The following is a 23364-nucleotide window of genomic DNA, read 5'->3' on the forward strand; positions in this document are numbered from 1 at the left end:
CCCTCCTTGTGATCGAGAAAGGATCGCGAATGGCTAAGAGCACTCTCGCCGAGAAGTTCAAGAACATCGGCCCGGGCGCGCTGGTCGCAGCAGGCTTCATCGGACCGGGCACGGTTACCACCTGCACGGTGTCGGGTGCAAGCTATGGCTACACCATGCTGTGGGCGCTTCTGTTCGCAACCGTGGCAACCATCCTGTTCCAGGAGATGGCTGCGCGCATCGGCATCATCACGGGGAAGGGCTTGGGCGAAAACATTCGCGATCGCGTCGGCAATCCCGCGCTGAAGTGGGCCGCCATCGCCATCGTCATCGTGGCCATCTTCGTGGGCAACATCGCCTACGAAACCGGTAACGTGACCGGCGGCATTTTGGGAATCCAGGCGTTCGCTCCTGGTATTCAGATGCTGCCCATCGTGGTGGTTATCGGCATCGCTGGTTTCGCCTGCCTGTGGATTGGCTCGTACAAGCTGGTTGAGAAAATCCTCACGGCCATCGTGGTGTTCATGGGCTTGGTGTTTCTCATCACGGCATTCGCCTCTCCGGTTGATTGGGGCGCGGTGGTGTCGGGTCTGTTCGTCCCCATGCTTCCCAGCGTCGAGCAGACCGGCGGCGTGTCCCCCATTTTGGTTGCGACCGGGCTCATTGGAACGACGGTGGTTCCGTACAACCTGTTCCTGCATGCCTCCGGTGCCGCCGAGCGCTTCAAAGATCCCGAACAGGTGGCCGACGCCCGCTTCGATGCGGCCCTTTCCATCGGGCTTGGCGGCGTCATATCGATGGCGATCCTCATCTGCGCTGCGGCCAATATCCATGGCACGGGCATCGCAGTGACCAACGGCAAGGATATGGCCATCGCCCTTCAGCCGCTTCTGGGCAGCTGGGCTACGTACATGATCGGTCTCGGTCTTCTGGCTGCCGGCTTCTCCAGTGTGATTACGGCTTCTTTGTCGGCGGCGTATGCGGTTAACGGCGTTTTGGGCTGGGGCAAGGGTCTTAAGGACGTCCGCTTCAAAGCCATTTGGCTGATCGTGCTTCTGGCCGGATGCTTCATGGCGGTTGCGTTCGGGAAGAGCCCCACGCAGCTTATCCTCACCGCTCAGGCGGCTAACGCCATCCTGCTGCCCATCATGGCCTTCTTCGTGATGTTCTGCGCGAACGGAGCAGATCTCGAGAAGTTCAAGAACCATCTGTTCGCCAACATTGCGGGTGTGGTGATTATCCTGGTCACTATCTTCATCGCGTACCGCAACATGTCTGCGTTCATCACGTCTGTCCAGAAGCTGCTGGGAGCCTAGCTTTCAGGTTAGTGGCTTCAACGACGCCCCCGCCATCGGCGGGGGCGTCGTTTTGCCGGGTGGTTTTCGCAACGCTCTATGGAGGTGAAGCCGTACCGGTCGATTCGGCGTTTAGGACCCAATCGGCTTGATCTGCACGTTGGATTCCTCAAGTGCGCGGCGAAGTTCTCGAACGAACTCGAGCGCACGCTCGTTGTCGCCGTGGGTGCAGATGGTGTCGGCTGAAATCCGGATGGTTTTGCCGGTGATGCTTTCGATGGTGCCTTCGCGAACCGCGCGGACGGCGCGTTTGACCGCGAACGCCTCGTCGGTGAGCGTTGCGTTGGGTAAAGAGCGCGGGGCAAGCACGCCTTGGTCAGTGTAGTTGCGATCGGCGAAGAATTCGTTGGCGCACCTGAGCCCTGCCGTCTCTCCGGCTTCTATCAGGCAGCTGCCCGAAAGGCCCACCAGCACCAGTTTTGAGTCGAAGTCCCGCACGGCGGCGGCGATGGCGTCTGCCAATGCGCGGTCGGTGGCGGCTCGGTTGTACAGCTGCCCGTGGGGCTTCACGTGGTGCAGATCTGCTCCCTCTGCCGCGCAGAAGCCCGCGAGCGCTCCGATTTGGTACAGGACGAACGAATAGGCCTCGTCGGGCGAGAGGTTCATGTCGCGGCGTCCGAATCCCTGAAGGTCGGGGTATCCCGGATGAGCGCCGATCGCAATGCCGGCTCGGGCGGCCATGCGCACGGTTTTGCGCATGACCGACGGATCGCCCGCGTGCATTCCGCACGCGATGTTCACGCTTGAAACCAGGGGAATAACCTGGTCGTCCAGCCCCATGGCGTACCTGCCGAAGCTTTCACCCAAATCGCAGTTGAGATCGATGGCGTTCATAAGCGTTTCCTGTCTTCAGTACTGTTTCATACGTGCGGTTTATCCGAAACCGTCATCCTTTCAGGTCGATGTTTTTGGTGTCGGTCACCAGCATGCAGCCTGGGGCGTGCGTGATGGCCAAGGGCGGTTTGGAGTTCATCACGACCGATTGCGGGGTAACGCCGCAGGCCCAGAACACCGGGGTCTCGCCTTCGTACATGTCGACCGGATCACCGAAATCGGGACGGGATACGTCGCGGATGCCGATGGCGGCGGGGTCGCCGATATGAAGCGGGGCGCCGTGCACCTGCGGAATGGCTCCCGAGATCTGGGTGGCGCGCACGATCTGCCCGTAGGGAATGGGCCGCATCGACATCACCATGTTCCCCGACATCGATCCTGCAGGCCTGCAGGCGACGTTGGTGAGGTACATCGGGACGTTTCTGCCCATGGTGTTATGCCGCATTTCGATTCCGGCTTCGATCAGCTCGGACTCGAACGAGAACGAGCAGCCGATGACGAACGAGACGAAGTCGTCACGCCACATATCTGCGACGTCGGTAACCTCGTCGACCAGCTCTCCGTGGCGGTAGATGCGGTAACGGGGAAAATCGGTGGCGATATCGCAGTCGGTCGCGCAGATGGAGGTTTGGCGCGCGCCCGTTTCGGTTACCTCTAAAAGAGGGCAGGGCTTGGGGTTTCGCTGGGCGAACAGGAGAAAGTCGTAAGCCTGCTCTTTGGGCAGCACGATCAGGTTCGCCTGCGCGTAGCCCGGACACAATCCGCTGGTGGGAGCGCTGTAGGCTCCCGAGCGGATCAGGCGGCGCAGTTCGACGGGGGAGGCGCTGCGGGCTTTCTCCCAGATTTCGGGGGAAACGTTGTCGGGACGAGCCAGCATCGCACCCCTCCTTTCGTTTCTATCGGATGCAGAGCGCCTTGTTCGGGACGGTTCCGGCAGAGGCGGACGACCGCGTGGCGCTACACTTCGCCGCGCAGGAACTTCTCGATGAAGCTGGTGTCGGCCAAACCGGCCTTGAACGTTTCGTTTTCCATGATGGAGTACTGAAAATCAAGGTTGGTCGACACGCCCACTACCACCATCTCTTCCAGTGCCGTGCGCATCTTGGCGATGGCTTCGGTGCGGCTGCGCCCGCGTACGATGACCTTGGCGATCATTGAATCGTAGTAGGGAGAGATCTCGAATCCGTCGTAGGCGGCGGTATCGACGCGCACGCCGTTGCCTCCGGGCAGGTGCATCTGCGAGATCACGCCGGGGCTGGGCAGAAATCCCTTTTCGGGAATCTCGGCGTTGATGCGGCACTCGATGCCGTGGCCGTCGAGGTGGATGTCGTCTTGGGTAAACGACAGCTCTTCGCCCGCCGCGATGCACAGCATCTCGCGCACGATGTCTCGGTGGGTGACGAATTCGGTGACGGAGTGCTCTACCTGCACGCGCGTGTTCATCTCCATGAAGTAGTAGTTGCGGTCCTTGTCCATCAAAAACTCGATGGTGCCCGCAGACGTGTAGCCCACAGCGCGTGCGGCCTTCACGGCGTCTTCCATCATGCGTTGGCGGGTTTCATCATCGAGGAAGGGCGAGGGGGATTCCTCGATCATCTTCTGGTGGTTGCGCTGCACCGAGCAATCACGTTCTCCCATGGCCACGATATGGCCGTGATTGTCGGCGATAACCTGAACCTCCACGTGGCGCGGGTCGATAACGGCTCGCTCGAGGTACATGGTGTTGTCGCCGAACGCGTTGATGCTCTCGCGCTGCGCGATGTTGAACTGCTCGATGAAGTCTTCGGGACTCTCTGAGATACGCATGCCCTTGCCGCCGCCGCCCGACGACGCCTTGATCATAATGGGCCATCCCACGTCGGCAGCGGCCGCTTTCGCGTGCTCTGCATCGTGGAACGACTCGCGGCAGCCGGGTACGACGGGCACGCCGGCGTCCATCATGGTGCGACGGGCCTGGCTTTTGTTGCCCATGCGGTCGATTACCGACGCGCGCGGTCCGACGAAGACGATGTCGTTGTCGGCGCACATCTTCGCGAAGGTGGCGTTTTCGGACAGAAAGCCGTAACCGGGGTGGATGGCGTCGGCGCCGCACCCGAGGGCCGCGGTGATGATGGCCGTGGTGTTCAGGTACGAGTCACGGGCTTGGGCAGGTCCGATGCATACCGATTCGTCGGCCAGGTACACATGGAGCGCCTGGCGGTCGGCGGTCGAGTACACCGCGACCGTCTTGATGCCCATCGCCCTGCAGGCGCGGATGATGCGGACGGCGATTTCTCCGCGGTTGGCGATAAGAACCTTGTTGAGCATGGCGGATCCCTACGCCGAGGCTTCGGTGACGATGCGGAACAGGGGCTGGTCGTATTCTACCTGGGTTCCGTTTCCGGCCAGGATCTCGGTGACGATGCCCGGTGCGGGAGCCGTGATCTCGTTCATCATCTTCATGGCTTCGACGATGGCGAGGGTCTGCCCGGTAAGCACCTCCTGGCCCACCTTCACGAAGGGCTCTTCATCGGGGGAGGGGCCGGTGTAGAACGTTCCCACCATGGGGCTGCGCACAAGCGCGCTGGAGTCTTCGGCGCCGGCCACGGGCGCGCTTGCGGCGCCGGTGGTGACGTGCGAATCGTCATGGCTGGCGATAAGCTCCTTCACGCGGTCGGCCATCAGCGGCAGGGCCATGGCGCTTGCAATGGACGGGGTTGCGCGCTCCAGCTCGATCTTGATGTCCCCGTCGTCGTAACGGACGGCGCTCAGGTTGGCTTCGTCCATGATCTCGATGAGATCTTTGATGTTCTTGGTTTCCATGACGCTCCTTTACGACTGGCGCTTCTCGCGGTGATGGGCGGTCTGTTCGGTTTCGATCCAAAGCGCTTGGCCGCCCGAGGCCAGCGCCTGCGCTTCGAGGATGGGTGTGAGCCTCCGCGCGGTCTTGCGCGGGGAGATGCCCCCGTAACTTGGTCGTCTGACCATTTTAGCAAGAGCTTTGAAGTGCAGCGTTTCTCTGCGGTAAAGCTCTTGGGCTTCCTGCACGCTTACGGAGTCGAATCTAACGGTGCGCCCGGGCGGGCTTTGCACCAGCTTGGGAATATCGACGCTGGCGACCGTCCCTATTTTCGCATAACCGCCCGTGGTTTGCCGATCGGCCAGCATGATGATGGGACGGCCGTGATTCGGAACCTGGATCGCGCCCAGCGCAATGCCGTCCGAGACGATGTCCGATCCGCCGATGGTTTCGATAACGGGCCCGTCGAGACGAAAGCCCATGCGGTCGCATTGGGAGGAAACCCGATAGGGGCTGCTGTAAAAGGTGTCGATTCCGGCTTGGGTGAACAGGTCGTGCTGGGGGCCGGGGACAACGCGCAGCCTCACCTCTTCGCTGTCGAATTCGTAATAGGCCGCCTCGCCCTCTAGCGTGTGCGAGGCCAGGTTCGGGATGAATTCGGTGGAGCGCGTTTCGAACGACAGGTAATCACCCGTGGTGAGCGCGCGTCCCTTCCATCCCCCGATTCCGCATTTGAGGTTGGTGGAGGCCGATCCCATGACGCGTTCTACCTTCGGGCCGCCTCCCGCAAGCGCAAGATAGCCGTACACGCCCGTGCGCGGCGCGCTGAACGAGAGCACCGATCCGCGCTTGACGGGAAGCGCGGTGTAGGCGGGCAGAGGCACGCCGTCGAGGGTGGGGCGGAAATCTCCGCCGGTTACGGCGACGAACGTGGCCGTGGTGAACCTCAGCGTGGGACCGGCCAGGCAGAATTCCAGCACCGGTGCGTTCGGATCGTTGTCCACCAGCAGATTCGCAATGATGGCCGCGCGTTTATCCATGCATCCCGAGGGGGAGAACCCGCTGCCCAGAAACCCGGTGCGTCCGAGATCCTGGATGGTGGTGCATACGCCCGGTTTGTTGGCGGTCATGCCCATCAGTTTTCCTCCATCGTGATCTCGCAGCAGTAGGTTCCGTTGTCAACTTGGGATTGTATAGCCCGGTAGCGTTCTTCGGTGATGGGAGCGAAGCGGATGTAGTCGCCGGCTGCGTACAGGATGGGCTGCGCGCGGGCGGGGTCGTACGGCATGACGGGCGTGCGGCCGATGAGCTGCCAGCCTCCGGGCGAGGCCAGCGGGTAGATGCCGGTTTGCGCGCCTCCGATGCCCACCGACCCGGCGGGGATGACGGTGCGCGGCGAGGCGAGGCGGGGGGTGTGAAGGCGCTTGTCGAGACCGCCCAGGTAAGCGAATCCGGGAAGGAATCCCAGCATGTCGATAAGGTAGTCGCGCCCGCTGTGGATCTCGATCACCTCGCGAGGGGAAAGCCCTGCATGCCGAGCCACCGTTTGCAGGTCGGGGCCGTAGTCGCCGCCGTAGCACACGGGTATGGTCACGATGCGGTGAAGGCTGTCGATCGATCCGGTGATGGTGCGCAGCTTGCCGGTGACGCGGGCGCACAGGCTGTCGTAACCGATGATGTTGGGGTCGTAGCACACCATGAGCGAGCAGAAGGCGGGCACCAGCTCGGTGACGCCCGGGATGCGGTCTTCGGAAAGCGTTTGGGCGGCAGCGCGCACCAGGCGGCTGGTTTCCGCCGAGATGGTGCGTGCGAACTCGAGGTTGATGGCCGAGTCGCCCGCCGTTGAGATTGAGAATGAGGCCATATCCCGCCTTTGTTTCGAGAATTCGGAAATCGCCCGGCCGTTCGGCGGGCGATTTCAAGGTCAGTCTATGATTTTACTGGCGAACGGGGTTAAATGGTGTTTCCGTTCTCAAAAATATTGCCGAAGAGAGGGAAATAACGGCGGAAATGAGCGAAGCGATATTCTGCATAGCGTTTTTCGTAGCGTACACCGTTCAGGGTATTACCGGGTTCGCGGGCAATATGTTTGCGATGCCCGTGGGGATCCATACCCTGGGCATGGGGGAGTCTATCGCCGTTCTGAACGCTATGGGGGTCATGGCCTGCGGGTTGCTGTCCCTGTTGAACTTCAAGTCGATCGATTGGCACGAGCTGGGGCGGATCATCGGCGTGATGCTTCCCTTCATGCTGGTGGGCATATGGGTTGACAACGTCGTTTCCCTTGGCGCGCTGCTTCGCGTGTACGGCCTGATCATTATGGGCGTAGGTTTGTACAACCTGGTGTCGAAGCGCCAAAGGTTCCTGCCTTCGTGGGCCCAGTGGGTGGTTTTGGCGGCGGCCGGTCTCATTCAGGGAATGTTTATCTCGGGCGGAGCCTTGCTGGTTATTTACGCGGTGCAGAAGATCCAGGATAAGCACCGGTTTCGCGCGACGTTGTCGATGGTGTGGACTGTTTTGAACCTCCTGTATGCGGGAATCGCGTTTCAGGGGGGAGCGTTCACGCCCGTGGTGGTGAATGTGGTGTTGGCCTGCATTCCCCTTGCGGCCCTTGCGACGGTTTTGGGGAATTGGGTAGGTAAGCGCATCAGCAAGGAGCATTTCCTGAAGATCGCGTATGCGGTGCTGGCGCTGATCGGCGCGCTGTTGCTGTTTTCGGCGTAGGGGCTGTCTGTGTCGGGGTCCTGAACCTACGTTATAGGTACCGAGGGCGAAGGCCGGCGTTTGCATAAGCGCTATGGCCATCATCATGGTTGTCAGTAAGCTATTGAGTTACAATTACCCTAGATCGCAAGCGGCAATGCGCTTCCGACCTTATCTGCTACATCCGACTGAGGAGGAAAAATGGCTCAGTACGCTCGAATCTTCGCAGCATTGGACGGAGGGTCTACTCAGGAAGCCGTGGCGCGCCGTGCGGTTCAGATTGCCCACAACAGCGGCGCGGAACTGCTGTTCGGGCACGTTATCGACTCGGTTCCCTATGAAGCAAACGGCATCGACTTCGCGGCTTTGTGCGAGGATGGGAAGAAGAACCTCGAACATGACCTGGCCTCCGTTTTGGCGGAGGCGCGAGACGATGCCAGCATCGCTTCGGTCGATCTGAAGGTGCATGCCGGACGCATTACCGATACCCTTGCCGAAAGCCTCATCGAGCCTTTCGAGCCCGATCTGGTGATTTGCGGAGCCCGCGGTTTGTCGAACCTGAAGTACGCCTTCGTGGGCAGCGTTTCCACCTACCTTATTCGCAATATTAAATGTGATGTCTTGGTTGTTAAACCCGAGCATTACGACGCATGAGGCGGTAAGCTGAATTAATCTGTAGGGCAGGTATCTGCCGAGCTGCTGCGCCCGCTGACAACTCCGGCCAAGCCGCGTGTTGTCGGCGGGCTTTTTCGTACGACGAAGGAGCCTTTTCGTGATCAACCAAACGATGCTCGACCTCGGACGCGCCCCGTCGCCCATCCGCCAGCTGTTCAACTACGGCCTGGAACGCAAAAAGGCAGTGGGAGCCGACAAGGTGTTCGATTTCAGCATCGGCAACCCCAGCATCCCCGCGCCCGAAGCGATTCGCGAACGCATGCGCGATCTGATCGAACAGGATCCGGCCGCTCTTCACGGGTACTCTCCCGCATCGGGGTTTCTCGCTACGCGCGCAGCCGTGGCGCGCAATCTGCGCGCCCGATTCGGCATCGAGGCCGATCCTCGCCACGTATACATGACCACGGGAGCCATGGCGGGCGTGAAAAGCGTTATCTGCGCGGTGGCGCGTCCCGGTGAGGAGGTGATCGTCAACACGCCGTACTTTCCCGAGTACCGCATGCTTATCGAAACGGCGGGATGCGCCTGCATCGAGGTGCCTACGCGCGTCGATGATTTCCAGCTTGATATCGAGGCGCTGGGAGAAGCCATCAACCCCAATACTGCGCTGATCATCGTCAACTCGCCGAACAACCCGGTGGGAACGGTATACACGCAGGATTGCATCGAGCGCCTGGCCGCTTTGCTCGAGTCGCGTGAACGCGAATACGGCCACCCCATCTACCTTTTGAGCGACGAACCCTATCGCGAGCTGTGCTACGACAACGAGGCCCCGTTCACGGCAAGCTTCTACCGCGACACCATCGTGTGCTACTCGTGGGCGAAAAGCCTCTCGCTTCCCGGTGAGCGCATCGGCTACGTGTTCACGTCCAGCCGCATGGAACACGCCGACGATGTGGCCGATGCCGTTGCGGGCGCTCACCGATCGCTGGGCTACGTGTGCGCTCCGGTTATGTTCCAGAAGGTTATCGAGACCTGCATCGATCTGCCCGCGAATGTGGAGGCGTATCGGCGAAACCGAGATCTGCTCACCTCCGGCTTGGACGAGCTGGGGTACCGCTACGTCCCTTCCGATGGCGCGTTCTACCTCTGGGTGAAGGCGCTTGAGGAAGACGCCCAGGCGTTCAGCGATCGAGCCAAGCGGCACGATCTGCTTCTGGTGGCGTCCGACAGCTTCGGGTGCGGCGGCTGGGTGCGTGTGAGCTACTGCGTGTCCGAGGCCTCCATCAGGAACTCCATGAAAGCATGGAGGGCTCTGAAGGAAAGCTACGGCGCTTAAAATCACCTACTCGCTGCGCAGCGCCTCCACGGGGTCGGCCTTCGATGCTCGCGATGCGGGTATGAGGCCGGCGATGAACGTGAGCAGCACGCTGATGGCCGCCAGCACCGCGGCGGCCTGCCAGGGGAGGATCGCCACCTGGGCAACGTTGAACAGCGAGTTCACAACGGCGTTCACCGGAATGCAGGCAAGGGCGGTGACGCCGACTCCCATGATGCCCGCGATCAGGCCTTCGATGACCGTCTCGGCGTTGAAGATCTCGCTCACGTTGCGCTTGCTCGCGCCGATGGAGCGCAGGATGCCGATCTCCTTGCGCCGCTCGAGCACCGAGATGTACGTGATGACGCCGATCATGATGGACGACACCACCAACGAGATGGACACGAACGCTATCAGCACGTAGCTGATCATGTCGATGATGGTCGTGACCGAACTCATCAGGGCCCCGACCAGGTCGGTGTAGGTGACGACGCGGTCATCGTCCCCGGCGGCCTTCGCGTCGGCGTTGTAGGCGTCGAGGATGCCGACCACCTTCTCCTTGCTGTTGAAGTCTTTGGGATACAGGCTGATCTGCTCGGGTTTGGCGTAGTCGGCGTATCCCAACGTCTTCAGGTTGTCCTCGTAGCTGGTCTTCTTCGCCGTCATCATCGAGGTCAGAAGCCGGGTGAGTTCGTCTTGATCCATGTTGAACTGGAAAGCCTTGGCAAACGCTTCGGGGCTGATGTTCATCGCGCTGGAAAGCGACGAGCTGAGCTGCCCCATGTAGCTTCCCACCGCAGACGAGACCTGCGACGAGAGCGCGGTCATCATTTGGGAGATGTATCCCTGGAGGGCTTTCTGCAGCCCGGCAGAAAGCGACTGGGACATCGATCCGGCCAGCTGAGCGCCGATCTGAGACGAAATGGCGCTCGCGATGCGCTGCTGGACGGCCTTGCTCACGGCATCGACGTCCTGCGCGGACAGCTTCGCGCTCAGCTGGCGCTGCACTTCGTCCGACACCGCCTTCTGAACGGCCTCGTTGTTCGCGACGGTGGAGACAACCTGGTTGATCTGGGTTTGGACGGACGGCTCGGCCAGGTAGTCGCCGATGGTCGCGGACGGGTGCGCGGAGAGGTATGCGGGGAAGCCCTGCATGATGCGCGAGGCGGTTTGGGCGATGTCGTTGGACGCGCTGGCCCCCAAAGCGCCGTTCGCCGCCTTGAGGATGGACGCGTAATCGAGCTGGGAGAGCGCTTCTCCCAGCTGGGGGAAGTTTGACGCAAGATCGCTCAGATCGACGCTGGCCAGGTCGATGTTTGATAGATCGGCGCCCGAAAGCTCCATTCCCGACCAGTCGATGCCCGACAGATCGAGGGAAAGATCGGACGAGGGCGCAGACGCCATGTCGAACCCGGAGAGCGCCGCGTTGTTGAACGACAGGTTGCTCAGCGCTGAGGGGTCGAAGCTGAACGCCTGGGAAAGAGCCTGTTGATCGATGGTGAACAGCGACGACATGTCGAAATCGCCCTTTTCGTCGGCGGCTTCGTCGTCGAAGCCCTTCCCGGTGAACACGTTGGTGTCGGGCTCTGCCATCTGCTGCTTCACGATATCGGACTGGGCGGCCTCGTCCACGAGGCGATCGCGCAGCGCGGGCGTGTAGTATAGCCGGCTGGGGAGCAGCGCGGTCCCGTTGGCGTCGGGGTCCGCCTGAACGATGCCGACGATGCGCAGGTCGTCAGAGTTTTCGACGAGCGATTTCATGTAGTCGGCGTCATCCGACTTGTCGACCCACGTGCCGTAGTCGTCGTTTCGCTCGTACAGCTTCGTGCGATCGACGGCTTTGAACGTGGGCGACATCAGCTCTGCGAACGAGAAGCCGCCGGAAGCCTGGTCGGTATCGACGTTTTCCCCTCTGCCGAACGCCTCGGCCATCTGGTCGAGCTTTTCCGGGTCCTTCAGCCCCATGCTGTACAGCAAAAGGTCGCTGACCTGCTCGTTGCTGTTAACCACCAGGACCAGCTCGTCGTAAGAGGAAGGCCAGCGCCCCGCCAGCACGTTGTAGTTCTTCTCGTACAGGTTGGGGTTGCTGGGAAGCTGGGCGAATGCATCGTACGAGGTCATGCTGCTGGAAAGGAGACCTCCCATCGAGGCTCCGGGCGACGAGGGGTCGTATCCCGACAGCTTCGTCATGGTGGTGTCCGGGTTGACCTGACGGGCGCCCGATTCGGTGTCGCTGCTGAACACGAGGGGCTTGATCCCGTAGTCGCACTCGATGAGGTTCACGTACTCGTTGACGTTGCCGCCGTTTCCGTCAAGAAACGTCTTCAGTGATGCGAGGTCGTTGGTGTTCACGCTTGAGAACATGCGGTTGAGGGCCCCGAGCTCTTTCACGTCCCCGCCATCGGATGAGCTTGCGTCCTCGTCGGCGGATCCCGTCGCCGCAGCGGACGGGGAGGCGCTGCTTCCCGTCAAAGAAACAGGGGAGGAATAGCCTTCGTCGTCGGTTCCGCTGCCCGCTCCCAGCATCGCGCTGAGGTCCATGCCGGTTTTCGCGATCGTCAGCGGGTATTCGGACAGGGTCTGCTCTTCGACGTCGGCGATGTAGTTGTTCACGCCGTTTGCCAACGAGAGGATGGCCGCGATGCCGATGATCCCGATGGATCCGGCGAACGCGGTCATGATGGTGCGCCCCTTCTTGGTCATGAGGTTGTTGAACGAAAGCGACAGCGCGGTGAGAAACGACATCGAGGTCTTGACGGCCTTCTTGCCATGGGCCGCCGCGATTTCGCTCTCGGTGGGACGATAGGGCATGCTGTCGCTGCGAATCGTTCCGTCGGCGAGGTTGACGATGCGCGTGGCGTATTGTTCGGCCAGTTCGGGGTTATGCGTGACCATGACCACCAGGCGGTCGCGGGCGATCTCGGTGAGGAGGTCCATGATCTGCACGCTTGTTTTCGAGTCGAGCGCGCCGGTCGGTTCGTCGGCGAGCAGGATCTCGGGGTCGTTGATGAGGGCGCGCGCGATGGCGACGCGCTGCATCTGCCCGCCCGAAAGCTGGCTGGGCTTCTTGCCCACGTGGTCTTTCAGCCCCACGCGTTCGAGCGCTTCGACGGCGCGCTTCCTGCGCTCGGCTTTCGACACGCCCGACAAGGTGAGCGCCAGCTCGACGTTGGCCAGCACGGTTTGGTGGGGGATGAGGTTGTACGCCTGGAACACGAACCCGATGCGGTTGTTGCGGTACGCGTCCCAATCGCGGTCCTTGTATTCCTTGGTCGAGATGCCCTCGATGATCAGGTCGCCCGAATCGTAAGCGTCAAGGCCTCCCAGGATGTTCAGCAGCGTGGTCTTGCCCGATCCGGACGGGCCCAGGATGGCGACGAACTCGTTGTCGCGAAACGATATCGATACGTCGTCGAGGGCCTTTTGGGTAAAGCTGCCGGTGGTGTAGGACTTGCTGATGTTGGTGATCTGAAGCATGGGCCCCCTCGTTCGCTCGGGCGATGGAAAGCGTCAGCTTGCACACTACCCCGATGGGAAGCGGCGGTGCGCTCGGTCGCGAGAATGTAATGTGTTCTCCATGTCCGATGGAGCGGAGGGGTGCAAGCTCAGAGTTAGCCTCAGGTAGCCAAAAGCACGGTTGGGTTTCACCGAAGGTGTTCGGCCGACGGCGCACTTTCTCTCGTTAGAATGGTCGATAATGTAGCGAGGAAGGCGGGGCGAAGGGCCCCTGGAAAGCGAGGAGGAAAAGTATGGACGCAAAAGTCGCTCAGCTGCTTAACGACCAGATCAACAAGGAGCTGTACTCGGCATATCTGTACATGTCGTTTGCGAACCATTACGAAGAGGTGGGGCTGAAGGGTTACGCCAACTGGTACATGGTCCAGACCAAAGAAGAGCGCGACCACGCGCTGATCTTCCGCAACTACCTGCTGGAAAACGACGAGAAGGTCAAGCTGACCGCCATCGCCGAGCCGGATATGACGTTTTCCAACAATCTCGAGCCCCTCGAGGCCGCGCTCGAGCACGAGGAATACATCACGGCGTCGATCAACGAGATTTACGCAGCTGCGGTCGAAGTCAACGATTACCGCACCGTCAATTTCCTGAAGTGGTTCGTCGAGGAGCAGGGCGAGGAAGAGGCCAACGCCCGCGACATGGTGTCCGATATGAAGCTTTACGGCAGCGACCAGGGCTCTTTGTTCTCGCTCGATCGCGAGGCGATGTCGCGCACCTACACCGAGGCGGCTCCGCTGTCCGCAAACTAGCGCGTTTGGTCGAGGCTGCTGGATGCGCGAGGCGCATGTTCGGACGGCTTCGGAATAGAGAGGGGTGCCCTGCTCGCGGTTTCATGCGAGCAGGGCACCCCTGTTTTGGTCTTGCCCGGTGCGGATTCGAACTTCCTAATTCGCCTTGGGTTTAAGCACCAGCGTGATGATGAGGCCGATCAAGCCCAAGAAGAATCCCAGGAAGAAGCAGCCCACCGCCGAGCGCCCCTTCTTCTTTCCGATGGTCATGCAGACAACTCCCAGGATGACTGCGATAACCGCTCCGATTCCCAGCTGCAAAGTGTAGAAATCGCCGCTCAAGTACTCCATGACGTCCCTTTCTCCGTTTCCTGTCGGAAAACTAACTGATATGCATTAAATCATGGTTTGACACGGTATTAGCCACGATCAGCCAATTCTTATCGAAAAAGTCCGAATTGCGCTGCCGAGGGGCAAAAAAAGCGCGCACCCGCTGGGGATGCGCGCAGCAGTCGGGCATCGAGGGTTGCGCCTAGGCGTCGGCTTCGGTGATCCCGTTGATGATGGACGAGACGATGCTGATGACGATGCTTGCGAAGAAGGCGGAAAGGAAGCTGTCGATTCGGATATCGACTCCGAACAGGAATCCGGAAAGCCCTGCGGCCAGGTACACCATAAGCGTGTTGATGATGAGGTAGCCGATTCCCAGCGTTACAACGGTGAAGGGCAGCCCGAGAGTCTGGGCCAGGGGTTTGATGCTCGCGTTAATCAATGCCATGATCAGGCCGAACGCAAGAGTCGACATAAGTGTCGAGCTGTCGGCCCCAAAGCCGATGCCGGGGACGAGCCAAAGGGCGGCCGCGCAGGCGACCGAAGTGACGAGCCAGCGTACAATGAAGTTCATGGTTCCTCCTCGTGTTGGTTGGCTTTATTATCCCTTTGTTTTCCCCATTCGGGCAAAACGGGTGGGGAAACGTAGAATATGACGATAAACCGGGTTGTAAAACGAGAGGGTTGTGCGATGACGCAGACGGCTTCCGAGAAGGAAACTGGTGGGTTTCCGCGATGCCCCCATGCGAGGGAATGCGGTGCCTGCCAGCATGTGAACGAGCCGTACGATCAGCAGGTGGCTCGGAAGCAGGATCGGCTTGTCGCGTTACTTCGCGAGGCTGGGCTGCTGGACGGTGCGGAGATGCTGCCGTTTCGGGGCATGGACGAGCCGTACCGCTACCGCAACAAGGTGATGTCGCCGTTTGCCGCAGGTCGTCGTCAGGGCGGTGCAGCCCTCAAAGGCGGCTTTGCCAAAGACGGCCGCGTCTTCGGGAAAGGCGCCGCCCGAAGGAAAGGGCCCCTGCGCGAGATCCTCACGGGCATGTACGCGGCCGGCACCCATCGCATTGTGGATACCCGGCATTGCCTGGTCGAAAACGAGCAGGCCCAGAAGGTCGTCCGATCGGTGAAGACCCTCATGATGCGCTACGGGATCGAACCTTACGACGAAGACGCCGGAACGGGGTTCATGCGTCACGTTGTAGTGCGCGTGGGGCATGAAAGCGGCGAGATGCTGGTCACGCTCGTGACGAACAGCGAGGAGTTCCCCGCCTCTCGGTCGTTTTGCCGAGAGCTTACGCGCATGTGCCCCTTCATCACAACCGTGGTGCAGAACGTGAACCTGAGGAAAACGAACGTGGTGCTTGGTGGGAAGGAGCAGCGCCTGTACGGACCCGGGTTCATCCTCGATACGCTGTGCGGGCTGTCGTTCCGCATTTCCAGCCAGTCGTTCTATCAGGTGAACTCGGTTCAAACCGAGATCCTGTACCTAAGCGCGATCGGGTTCGCGCAACTGGACGGAACCCAGTCGGTGATCGACGCGTACTGCGGCACGGGGACCATCGGGCTGGTGGCGGCGTCGCGCGGCGCAAGCAGCGTGGTGGGGGTGGATACGGTCGAATCATCTATCCGCGATGCGCGGGAGAACGCACGGCACAACGGGATCGAGAACGCGGCGTTTCATGCGGCCGATGCGAGTTCGTTCATGCGCGGCTTGGCGGCAGAGGGCCGTTCGGCCGACGTGGTGTTTATGGATCCGCCGCGCGCGGGATCGACCGAAGAGTTCCTCGACGCGCTGGCGGTTCTAGCCCCTCGGCGCGTGGTGTACATCTCGTGCAACCCCGTTACGCAGATGCGCGACCTGCGCTATTTGGCGGCGAAGGGCTATCGGGTGGAGAAGGTGCAGGGGGTCGATATGTTCCCCCATACCGACCACATTGAGACGGTAGCTCTGTTGTCCAAACTAAATACAGAACATCATTTAGATATAGAAATAGGGGAAGATGAATTATCTGAAATTGACTTTTCAAAAGACGCAACTTATGGAGAAATTAAAAAGTATGTGTTAGATAAATACGGACTAAAAGTTTCAAGTCTATATATTGCACAAATAAAAAGGAAACATGGTCTAATAGAGAGAGAAAATTATAATTTTAGTAAGAAAGAAAATCAAAGAGTGCCAAATTGCCCAGAAGAAAAAGAAAAAGCAATCGAAGATGCTTTAGAGCATTTTGGAATGATTTAAATAATATCTAAGATTGAAAATTTTAAAATTAAGACTTAAAAACTTTAAGATTAAAAAGATATGTACTTCTTATATATGAAGATTAATAATGAATGTTGTTGTGGATGCAAAACAGAAAAGCCGGATCAAATTAAAGACAATTGTCCTGTATGTAATAATGAAGGGATTTCCGTTAGTAAAGTAACTGTTGAACATCTAGTGGTAGATGATTATCGTAATGCTGTTAACGGAGATCAATATAAGATTTGCATGAACGAGGACTGCGACGTTGTTTACTATAACTTAGATAATGAAATAAAATTCTTGAAAGACCAAGTTAGAGTTCCTATCTGGTTTAAGAAAGATGCAGATCCTAAGTATGCTTGTTATTGTAGCGAAGTCACAGAAAATCAGGTAATTGAAGCAGTTGTAAAGCATGGCGCGAAATCCGTAAAAGAAGTAAATGCCATCACTGGGGCAATGAAAAATTCTAATTGTAAAGAAAACAATCCGTTGGGAGTTTGTTGTCATAAGATTATTCAGGAAGCTATCGATAAAGGCTTGAAAATGAAATAATTACAGTCGATATGTTCCTACAAACGAGAGCCAATCTTTGATATGTTTCCATCTACGAGCGTGGATATGTTCCCCATAACCATAGGGGTTGAGAGTGTCGTATTGATGACAAGGGTTGAACCCACTAAGTAAATAAAGTGTAGAAATATGAAGTATGTGAGGGAACTAAAAGACTGTAATATTCCAATCATATTTGAGAAAAAGAAGATAAAGACCATGATACAAGCTATATGAAGAACAACGGAACAGAATCCAAGATATCAAGTGATGTAGCAATCTCATCGGGAAGTATTACAATAAAAAATACGGAAAAATGAAATTTGTATTGCCAGAAACAGGGAGTATGGGAAGAAATATGAAAGAAAAAAACAAGCAGGTAAATTTAAAATGGGGTATGAGAAAACTTAGTGTAGGTCTTTGCTCCGTTGTGATTGGTGCAAGCGTTGTGCCAATGATGCCAGCCTATGCTCAGGAGGCTATTCCGATTGCTGCGAGATTACCACAAGATGATGTAGCAGCCTCAAGATCGGTCAGTGCCAGCGGCATAGGAGAGACAACACTTATCTATGCCGGTGTTACTTTTGAAAAAACAGAAGGAGATACCATCACATTAAAATGGAGCAAATGGAATAAAGCAGGTACTTACTGGGATACGGTTACAGATGACAAGAAGGATCCTGAGTATTTTGCAGGTAGATATGTTCTTGAATTCTCCGATCCTGAGTTTTACAAACAGATTGAATCCATTGAAGTAAAAAGTGGCTCGTTCAAAGTGAACATGGAAAAGTACTACGATGGAGATCCTGAAAAAGGTGGCTCACTTTGGACACACAAAATTATAGGCGGAGCTCTGCAGGAAAGCACGATCGGCGCCAACACCATCTCTACCGTTACCATTAAACTTGCTAATGGTAAAACATTAGAATCTTTGGGGTTAAAAGATAAGAAACTTAAGTTTGATTCTATGTGGCTTACTGGTAAGGGAGGAAAAACAACTCCAAATCTAATCGCAAAAGAATCCATCAGTAGTGGATACATCTACGATAAGACAAAAGAAAAAGATAACCATAAGTCAAATCTTACCATGGATGGCTTTACTTCTAAGGCCATGTTTGTAGAAGGGGAAAGCAAGAAATTTGATGAAATCAAAACAGTTCATGAATATAAGCCTGCCATCAAGTACGAATCCTCTTTTCCAGGAGGTGGGTATGCAGCTGTAATTGAAGAAACTTTCCCTGCTGAACTTACAGATTTCATCGACTGGGATAATGTGTATATTTATTCTTCAGATATCAATGGTAATCCTACAAAAAATGTAGTGAAAACTAGAATTGATAAACCTAAAGATGGAGTTATTAATACTTTTAATTCTCCTGCGATGAGTCATAAAAATGTAAGCACTAACGGTGAAGTTGCTAAAGTTAGAAGTTACATTCAATCCAACGTGTTAACTGCTGCTGCAGGACAGGTTGGTTTCTATACAATCTCATATAAGCTAAAGGATTCTTTGAAGGATCCGGAAGCGGCAAAGAAGATTATTGAAGCTGCAAAGCAGACAGATAACAATAGCTTCCTACCGTTTTCTTCTCGCCTTTATGCAGATTGGCCAGATAATAAGATTTTTGGATTCAATAAAGATGACGGAGCTCCTTGGAAGATTCTGGAAAACTCTGAACATAACAGCGTGCTGGACGTAAGAGATACAGACGGTGATGGTCTTATTGATTTTATTGAATATCAATTCGGTTCAAATCCGAACCTAGTAGATACAGATGGAGACGGTGTGCCTGATGGACAGGAAGCACTGGTGGATAATACTAAACCAAATGATGCTTCTGATTATATCGTAAAGGCACCAACTGCCGAAAACACAACTTACAACCCTGCTGTAGAAAACAAGATTAAGGGAACACTTCCAAAACCTCTAATCAAGAACCCTGCAAAGCCGGAGGAAGATTTAAAGGTTACAAATAAAGCGGCAGGAGATGCCATTGTAAAGCTTCATCCATATGATGCTAAGACAAAGACCTATGATAAGGATAAGGTAATTGCTGAAGTAAAAATTCCATTTGATAAATTGGAAAAAGGTGAATTTGAAATACCATTACCTGCTAATAAAGTAGAAGATGGTTCAAAGGCTCAGATTGTAGCCTACGCACCAAATGGGGAACATTCTATTGATGGACCGGTTCTTAACTTTAACTTGACAGATGCAGACAGGTTTAAGCCGGAAGCAGAAAAAGAAACAGTTCCTTTTGGCGGAAAGTATAACTTGACTGATAATATCAAGAAATTCAAAGATGCAAAAGGCAGCGCAGCTACTCCCGAGCTTGACAATAAAACTCCGTTTGAAGATGTTACAGCTGAAGATGCTATTAATGTCAACAAACCGGGTGAATACACAGGTAAGGTAAGGGTAAAATACAAGGATGGCTCTACAGAAGATGTGGAAGTTCCGGTAACAGTACTTGCAAAAGTCATTGATCAGACAAAAAATCCTGATGCGAACACGCCGGAAGGCTATGTAAGAGTGACTTTTGAACAAGGGGAACACGGCACATTTGCTAAAGATTCTAAAACTGTATTGGATGTAGTAAAAGGAACATTAAAATCGGATGTAACTGTTCCAACTGTTGCTCCAGCGGAAAATTTCAAGCATACGGGTTGGACACCGGAAATTCCGGAAAATTTTGATAACGGCGGTACGTTTACTGCTAAGTACGCTGCTGCACAAACGGATGCTGAAAAATATACGGCAGAGGGTGGAACCGTAAATAAGCCTTATGGTGAAAAAGCAACAGAGGAAGATGTTAAAAAGAAAGTTACTGTAAAGGATGGGTCGAACCAAACTTTACCGGCAGCGGAGCAGAAGAAGGTAGTCAAAGAAATCAAGGTGGGAGAAATTCCTGAACCTGGAAAAGATGGCGGGAATCAGACTGTTCCGGTAACCGTAGTATACGAAGACGGAACGAAAGACGACATCAGTGTAACTATTGACTACAGCGACGCTAAGGATAAATACGCACCGGAAGGGCAAAAGGTAACTGTCAGTCAGGGAGCAGAAGAGCCAAAGGCAGAAGATGCTATCAAAAACAAGGATAAAATGCCGGAGGGAACAAAGTACGCTTGGAAAACTCCGATAGATACCAATACAGCAGGAGAACGCAAAGCAACGGTTACTGTAACTTATCCGGATGGCAGTAAAGAAGATGTGGAAGTTGACTTTGAAGTAAGGGTAACTACACCGGCACAAACGGATGCTGAAAAATATACGGCAGAGGGTGGAACCGTAAATAAGCCTTATGGTGAAAAAGCAACAGAGGCTGAAATTACTGATGCGGTTACAACGAATGCTCCAAATGAGCGAGTTAAGTCAAAGAAGATTATTGGTGATATTCCTACTACAGGAGTGGATCAACCAGTTGACGTAGAGATAACTTACGCAGATGGAAGTGTAGCAACAGTACAAGTATTTGTTAGCTATGGAAAGGCAAAAGATGCCTTTGATCCTACAGGAAAAAATCTATCCGTAAAACAAAATGACGGTGCACCTTCTCCAGCAGATGCAATTACCAATAAGGATGCTTTGCCAGCAAATACGGGATATAGCTGGACAACTCCAGTTAACACTACAGAAGTCGGAACACATGAATATACTGTGAAGATAACTTATCCTGATGGTTCAGAGGATTTCGTAAAAGTAAATGTAACGGTAGAAGCTACAGCACCTGCACAAACTGATGCGGAAAAGTACAAAGCAGATGGCGGAAAGGTAAACAAACCTTACGGACAAACAGCTACTGCTGAAGAAGTAGTGGATGCAGTAACAACCGATGCACCAAAAGATAAGGTGAAATCCATTAAGGTGGTTGGTTCAATCCCAACAAAAGGAAAAAATCAACCGGTTAAGGTAGATGTGACCTATGCTGATGGTACAAAAGATACGGTAACCGTTACGGTAAACTATATGGATGCAGCGGACGCATTTAATCCAGAAACAAAACCAATTACGGTAGATAAGGGACAAGCTCCTGATGCAAAAGATGGAATTGCCAATAAGGATGAATTCCCAGAGGGTACAACTATTACTTGGAAGAAGCCTGTGGATACAAAGAAGCCGGGTGAAAAAGAAGGTACAGTAGTAGTAACCTATCCAGATGGCAGCAAAGATGAAGTAACAGTTAAGGTTGTTGTTCAAGACAAAAAGTCTCAGGCAGATGAAAATGAACCAAAAGTGAAAGAGGAAGTCATCAAAGAAGGAGAAAAGCCTGACTTAACAGACAATGTTACTAATCTCGACAAACTTCCTAAGGGAACAAAGGTGAAGGACATTACACCGGATGGAGCGATTAATCCAAATAAACCTGGTGAATACGAGGGAACTTTAGAAATCGAATATCCGGACGGAAGTAAAGATACTGTAAAAGTGAAGGTTGTTGTTACGAAAAAGAATGTAGCTTCTTCAAATACTGATTCTAACAACAATGGAAAGAAACCTAGTGGCAGTGATAATGGAAAAGTTCATGTAAATTCTTCATCACCAAAGACAGGCGATACTGCTAACCTAAGCATGTTTGCAGGAATTATGGGTATGGCAGGAAGCTTACTAGCCCTTATTGGTTTCAAAAAAAGAAAAAAGGAAGATGAACGAGAATAAATTACTTTGAAATATTTAAGTAAAAATTTGAGTCAGAATAGTAATCAGCCCCCGGCTTAGCCGGGGGCTTTTTTGGTCGCGGCGCTGGCCGCGATGGCGCTGCGGTGGCGGAGGCTTAGCGGACAAAATGTGTGTCCCGTTTCGGGCGCTGACGCAGGTCGGCGTCCATTTTTTATGAAAAACTTTCTTCTGGGAAAAGTTCGAGGTCGGACAAAATGTGTGTCTGGAATTTGACGCTTCCCCAGTTCAGTACCCTTGAAACGACTTAAAACTTTCTCGTTTCGAGGGGAGCGCCATGAATAATAAGAAATGTCCCACCTGCGGCATGGCGATGAAAAGGAACGGTCGGACGAGCGCGGGCGCACAAAGACGGCGTTGCAGGGAGTGCGGATCGTCCTCGATGCATTCTCATGGTTCGGAGCTCGCTGATCTCAATGCGTTCATCGGGTGGCTCCCATCTAAGGATGCGCATCGCTCGATGCCGAGCGGCGGTCGTACGTTCCGACGCCGCAACGAGGGGTTCTGGAAGATGTGGCCCATGCCTGACGTGGTGGATGAGGTGCACCGCGTCATCCATGTCGACGGAATCTACCCTGAGCGCGACCTTTGCGTGCTCATCGCATGCACTGAAGAGTACGTGCTGTCCTGGCATCTCGCCCGCAGCGAGACCGTGACGGCGCGGAGCGCGCTTTTGCGCACCGTAGCGCCCCCCCTGAGGTCGTCGTGACCGATGGCGGGTCCGGTTTTGCCTCGGCGGTCAAGAAGGAATGGCCGAGCACGCGTGTGCAGAGGTGCGCTTTCCATGCGTTCTGCAAGGTGAAACGGTATACCACGACCAGACCGAAACTTCAGGCCGGACAAGAGCCCTACCGGCTCTCTAAGGATCTCTTGCATATAGGGACCCTGCATCAGGCGGGTATGTGGGTCGAGAGGCTCATGCAATGGTGCGACTTCTGGAATGATTTCCTCAATGAGAAGACGAGGGTGGAAGGCGGCTGGGAGCGGACGCACGACAGGCTTAGAAAAGCACGCCGCTCCCTAGTGAAGCTCGTGAACGACGGCACCCTGTTCACATATCTGGATCCGGAACTGACGGCCGAGGGGCCACTTCCTTCTATGAATAACGTGATAGAAGGGGGCGTGAACGCGCGGTTGGGGGGATGTTCTGCGTAATCACAGGGGGCTCAAGGTCGATCACCGTATTAAGGCGGTGTATTGGCGGTGTTACATGCATTCCGAGCGCCCGAAGTCCTTCTCGGAAATAAGAAGGTCGATGCCGACGGATGACGACATCGACCTTCTTCGCGAGATCTATGCGGAAAATCCCGCTCCAAGCATGGATCCAGTGGAATGGGGTAACGGTCTTACGTGGTCCGAGTTCCATAACAGCACGGCATATCCATACTCGGTTGAATAATTGGCTAGACACACATTTTGTCCGCTAACCCAAAAAAGCAAGGAAAAGAGAGAGCGTGTGCCTCCCGGCGCTGCCGCGCCGTTCGCCATACGAAGAAGAAAAGCTGGGCACAGGTAGGGTCGGGGTATGTGTGGGAAAATTGGTTTTAATTTTTCCCACACGCTGCCCTCAAAAAAATATTTTCTACCTCTTTTTCTGTGTCCTGAATTTCTTTTTCCTCTTGATGGTTTTGGGTTCGGGTTTTTGGGGTGCTTTTCTAGGTGCCGTTTGGACTGTTCAGGGCCTGATTTTGCTTGCTATAAGCCTTTCCGTGTGGTATAATTTGACTGTAAT

The 23364-nt window shown here is 55.2% G+C and carries 17 protein-coding genes and 1 pseudogene; 9 read left to right on the forward strand and 9 right to left on the reverse strand.

Annotated features, from left to right (window positions below):
• The first annotated feature begins 29 nt into the window (after positions 1 to 29).
• Positions 30 to 1295: an Nramp family divalent metal transporter gene (locus EIH26_RS03925; RefSeq protein ID WP_124060988.1), complete on the forward strand. Its 1266-nt coding sequence runs from the start codon at positions 30 to 32 to the stop codon at positions 1293 to 1295.
• A gap of 111 nt (positions 1296 to 1406) precedes the next feature.
• On the opposite strand, the gene EIH26_RS03930 is transcribed toward EIH26_RS03925, so the two are convergent.
• The 6 genes from EIH26_RS03930 to pxpB form a co-directional block, all read right to left on the reverse strand.
• A complete protein-coding gene (locus tag EIH26_RS03930; RefSeq protein WP_124060989.1) occupies positions 1407 to 2168 on the reverse strand; it encodes a LamB/YcsF family protein in 762 nt (253 codons plus the stop codon).
• Positions 2169 to 2220: 52 nt separating this feature from the next.
• Positions 2221 to 3045 carry a putative hydro-lyase gene (locus EIH26_RS03935; protein WP_124060991.1) on the reverse strand — a complete coding sequence of 275 codons (825 nt, stop codon included), beginning with the start codon at positions 3043 to 3045 and terminating at the stop codon, positions 2221 to 2223.
• 80 nt (positions 3046 to 3125) lie between these two features.
• A complete protein-coding gene (gene accC, locus EIH26_RS03940) occupies positions 3126 to 4475 on the reverse strand; it encodes an acetyl-CoA carboxylase biotin carboxylase subunit (protein WP_124060992.1) in 1350 nt (449 codons plus the stop codon).
• A 9-nt stretch (positions 4476 to 4484) separates the two neighbouring features.
• On the reverse strand, positions 4485 to 4970 hold the full coding sequence (gene accB, locus EIH26_RS03945) for an acetyl-CoA carboxylase biotin carboxyl carrier protein (RefSeq protein WP_124060993.1): 486 nt from the start codon (positions 4968 to 4970) through the stop codon (positions 4485 to 4487).
• A 9-nt stretch (positions 4971 to 4979) separates the two neighbouring features.
• On the reverse strand, positions 4980 to 6083 hold the full coding sequence (locus EIH26_RS03950) for a biotin-dependent carboxyltransferase family protein (protein ID WP_124060994.1): 1104 nt from the start codon (positions 6081 to 6083) through the stop codon (positions 4980 to 4982).
• On the reverse strand, positions 6083 to 6811 hold the full coding sequence (gene pxpB, locus EIH26_RS03955) for a 5-oxoprolinase subunit PxpB (RefSeq protein ID WP_124060995.1): 729 nt from the start codon (positions 6809 to 6811) through the stop codon (positions 6083 to 6085). The genes EIH26_RS03950 and pxpB overlap by 1 nt, the downstream gene beginning before the upstream one ends.
• Before the next feature lie 146 nt (positions 6812 to 6957).
• On the opposite strand from pxpB, the gene EIH26_RS03960 reads away from it, so the two are divergent.
• The 3 genes from EIH26_RS03960 to EIH26_RS03970 all read left to right on the forward strand — a co-directional run bounded on the left by EIH26_RS03960 (position 6958) and on the right by EIH26_RS03970 (position 9604).
• Positions 6958 to 7671 carry a sulfite exporter TauE/SafE family protein gene (locus tag EIH26_RS03960; protein ID WP_124060996.1) on the forward strand — a complete coding sequence of 238 codons (714 nt, stop codon included), beginning with the start codon at positions 6958 to 6960 and terminating at the stop codon, positions 7669 to 7671.
• A gap of 180 nt (positions 7672 to 7851) precedes the next feature.
• Positions 7852 to 8304 (forward strand): universal stress protein, encoded by a 453-nt coding sequence (locus EIH26_RS03965; protein ID WP_124060997.1) that lies wholly within the window; start codon positions 7852 to 7854, stop codon positions 8302 to 8304.
• 118 nt (positions 8305 to 8422) lie between these two features.
• The gene (locus EIH26_RS03970) at positions 8423 to 9604 is read left to right on the forward strand and encodes a pyridoxal phosphate-dependent aminotransferase (protein WP_124060998.1); all 1182 of its coding nucleotides are present in this window, start codon (positions 8423 to 8425) and stop codon (positions 9602 to 9604) included.
• A gap of 6 nt (positions 9605 to 9610) precedes the next feature.
• Here the strand turns inward: EIH26_RS03970 and EIH26_RS03975 are convergent, their stop codons facing one another.
• Positions 9611 to 13060 carry an ATP-binding cassette domain-containing protein gene (locus EIH26_RS03975; protein ID WP_124060999.1) on the reverse strand — a complete coding sequence of 1150 codons (3450 nt, stop codon included), beginning with the start codon at positions 13058 to 13060 and terminating at the stop codon, positions 9611 to 9613.
• 272 nt (positions 13061 to 13332) lie between these two features.
• On the opposite strand from EIH26_RS03975, the gene EIH26_RS03980 reads away from it, so the two are divergent.
• The gene (locus EIH26_RS03980; protein WP_124061000.1) at positions 13333 to 13848 is read left to right on the forward strand and encodes a ferritin; all 516 of its coding nucleotides are present in this window, start codon (positions 13333 to 13335) and stop codon (positions 13846 to 13848) included.
• A gap of 135 nt (positions 13849 to 13983) precedes the next feature.
• Here the strand turns inward: EIH26_RS03980 and EIH26_RS03985 are convergent, their stop codons facing one another.
• Both EIH26_RS03985 and EIH26_RS03990 read right to left on the reverse strand, forming a co-directional pair.
• Positions 13984 to 14178 (reverse strand): hypothetical protein, encoded by a 195-nt coding sequence (locus EIH26_RS03985; RefSeq protein WP_052241660.1) that lies wholly within the window; start codon positions 14176 to 14178, stop codon positions 13984 to 13986.
• Between the two features lie 181 nt (positions 14179 to 14359).
• Complete coding sequence (locus EIH26_RS03990; RefSeq protein ID WP_124061001.1) at positions 14360 to 14731, reverse strand: phage holin family protein; 372 nt, start codon at positions 14729 to 14731, stop codon at positions 14360 to 14362.
• A gap of 306 nt (positions 14732 to 15037) precedes the next feature.
• Between EIH26_RS03990 and rlmD the strand changes: the two genes are divergently transcribed.
• The 4 genes and pseudogenes from rlmD (at position 15038) to EIH26_RS04010 (ending at position 23031) form a co-directional block, all read left to right on the forward strand.
• On the forward strand, positions 15038 to 16402 hold the full coding sequence (gene rlmD / locus EIH26_RS03995; RefSeq protein ID WP_241152749.1) for a 23S rRNA (uracil(1939)-C(5))-methyltransferase RlmD: 1365 nt from the start codon (positions 15038 to 15040) through the stop codon (positions 16400 to 16402).
• 75 nt (positions 16403 to 16477) lie between these two features.
• The gene (locus tag EIH26_RS04000) at positions 16478 to 16957 is read left to right on the forward strand and encodes a Csac_0668 family 2Fe-2S cluster-binding (seleno)protein (protein WP_000700631.1); all 480 of its coding nucleotides are present in this window, start codon (positions 16478 to 16480) and stop codon (positions 16955 to 16957) included.
• Positions 16958 to 17312: 355 nt separating this feature from the next.
• Positions 17313 to 21614 carry a Rib/alpha-like domain-containing protein gene (locus EIH26_RS04005; RefSeq protein WP_206424667.1) on the forward strand — a complete coding sequence of 1434 codons (4302 nt, stop codon included), beginning with the start codon at positions 17313 to 17315 and terminating at the stop codon, positions 21612 to 21614.
• A gap of 295 nt (positions 21615 to 21909) precedes the next feature.
• Positions 21910 to 23031: pseudogene (locus tag EIH26_RS04010) on the forward strand (IS1249 family transposase).
• The last annotated feature ends 333 nt before the right edge of the window (positions 23032 to 23364 follow it).

The sequence above is a fragment of the Gordonibacter sp. Marseille-P4307 genome (assembly GCF_900604965.1).
In the GTDB taxonomy this organism is placed as follows: domain Bacteria; phylum Actinomycetota; class Coriobacteriia; order Coriobacteriales; family Eggerthellaceae; genus Berryella.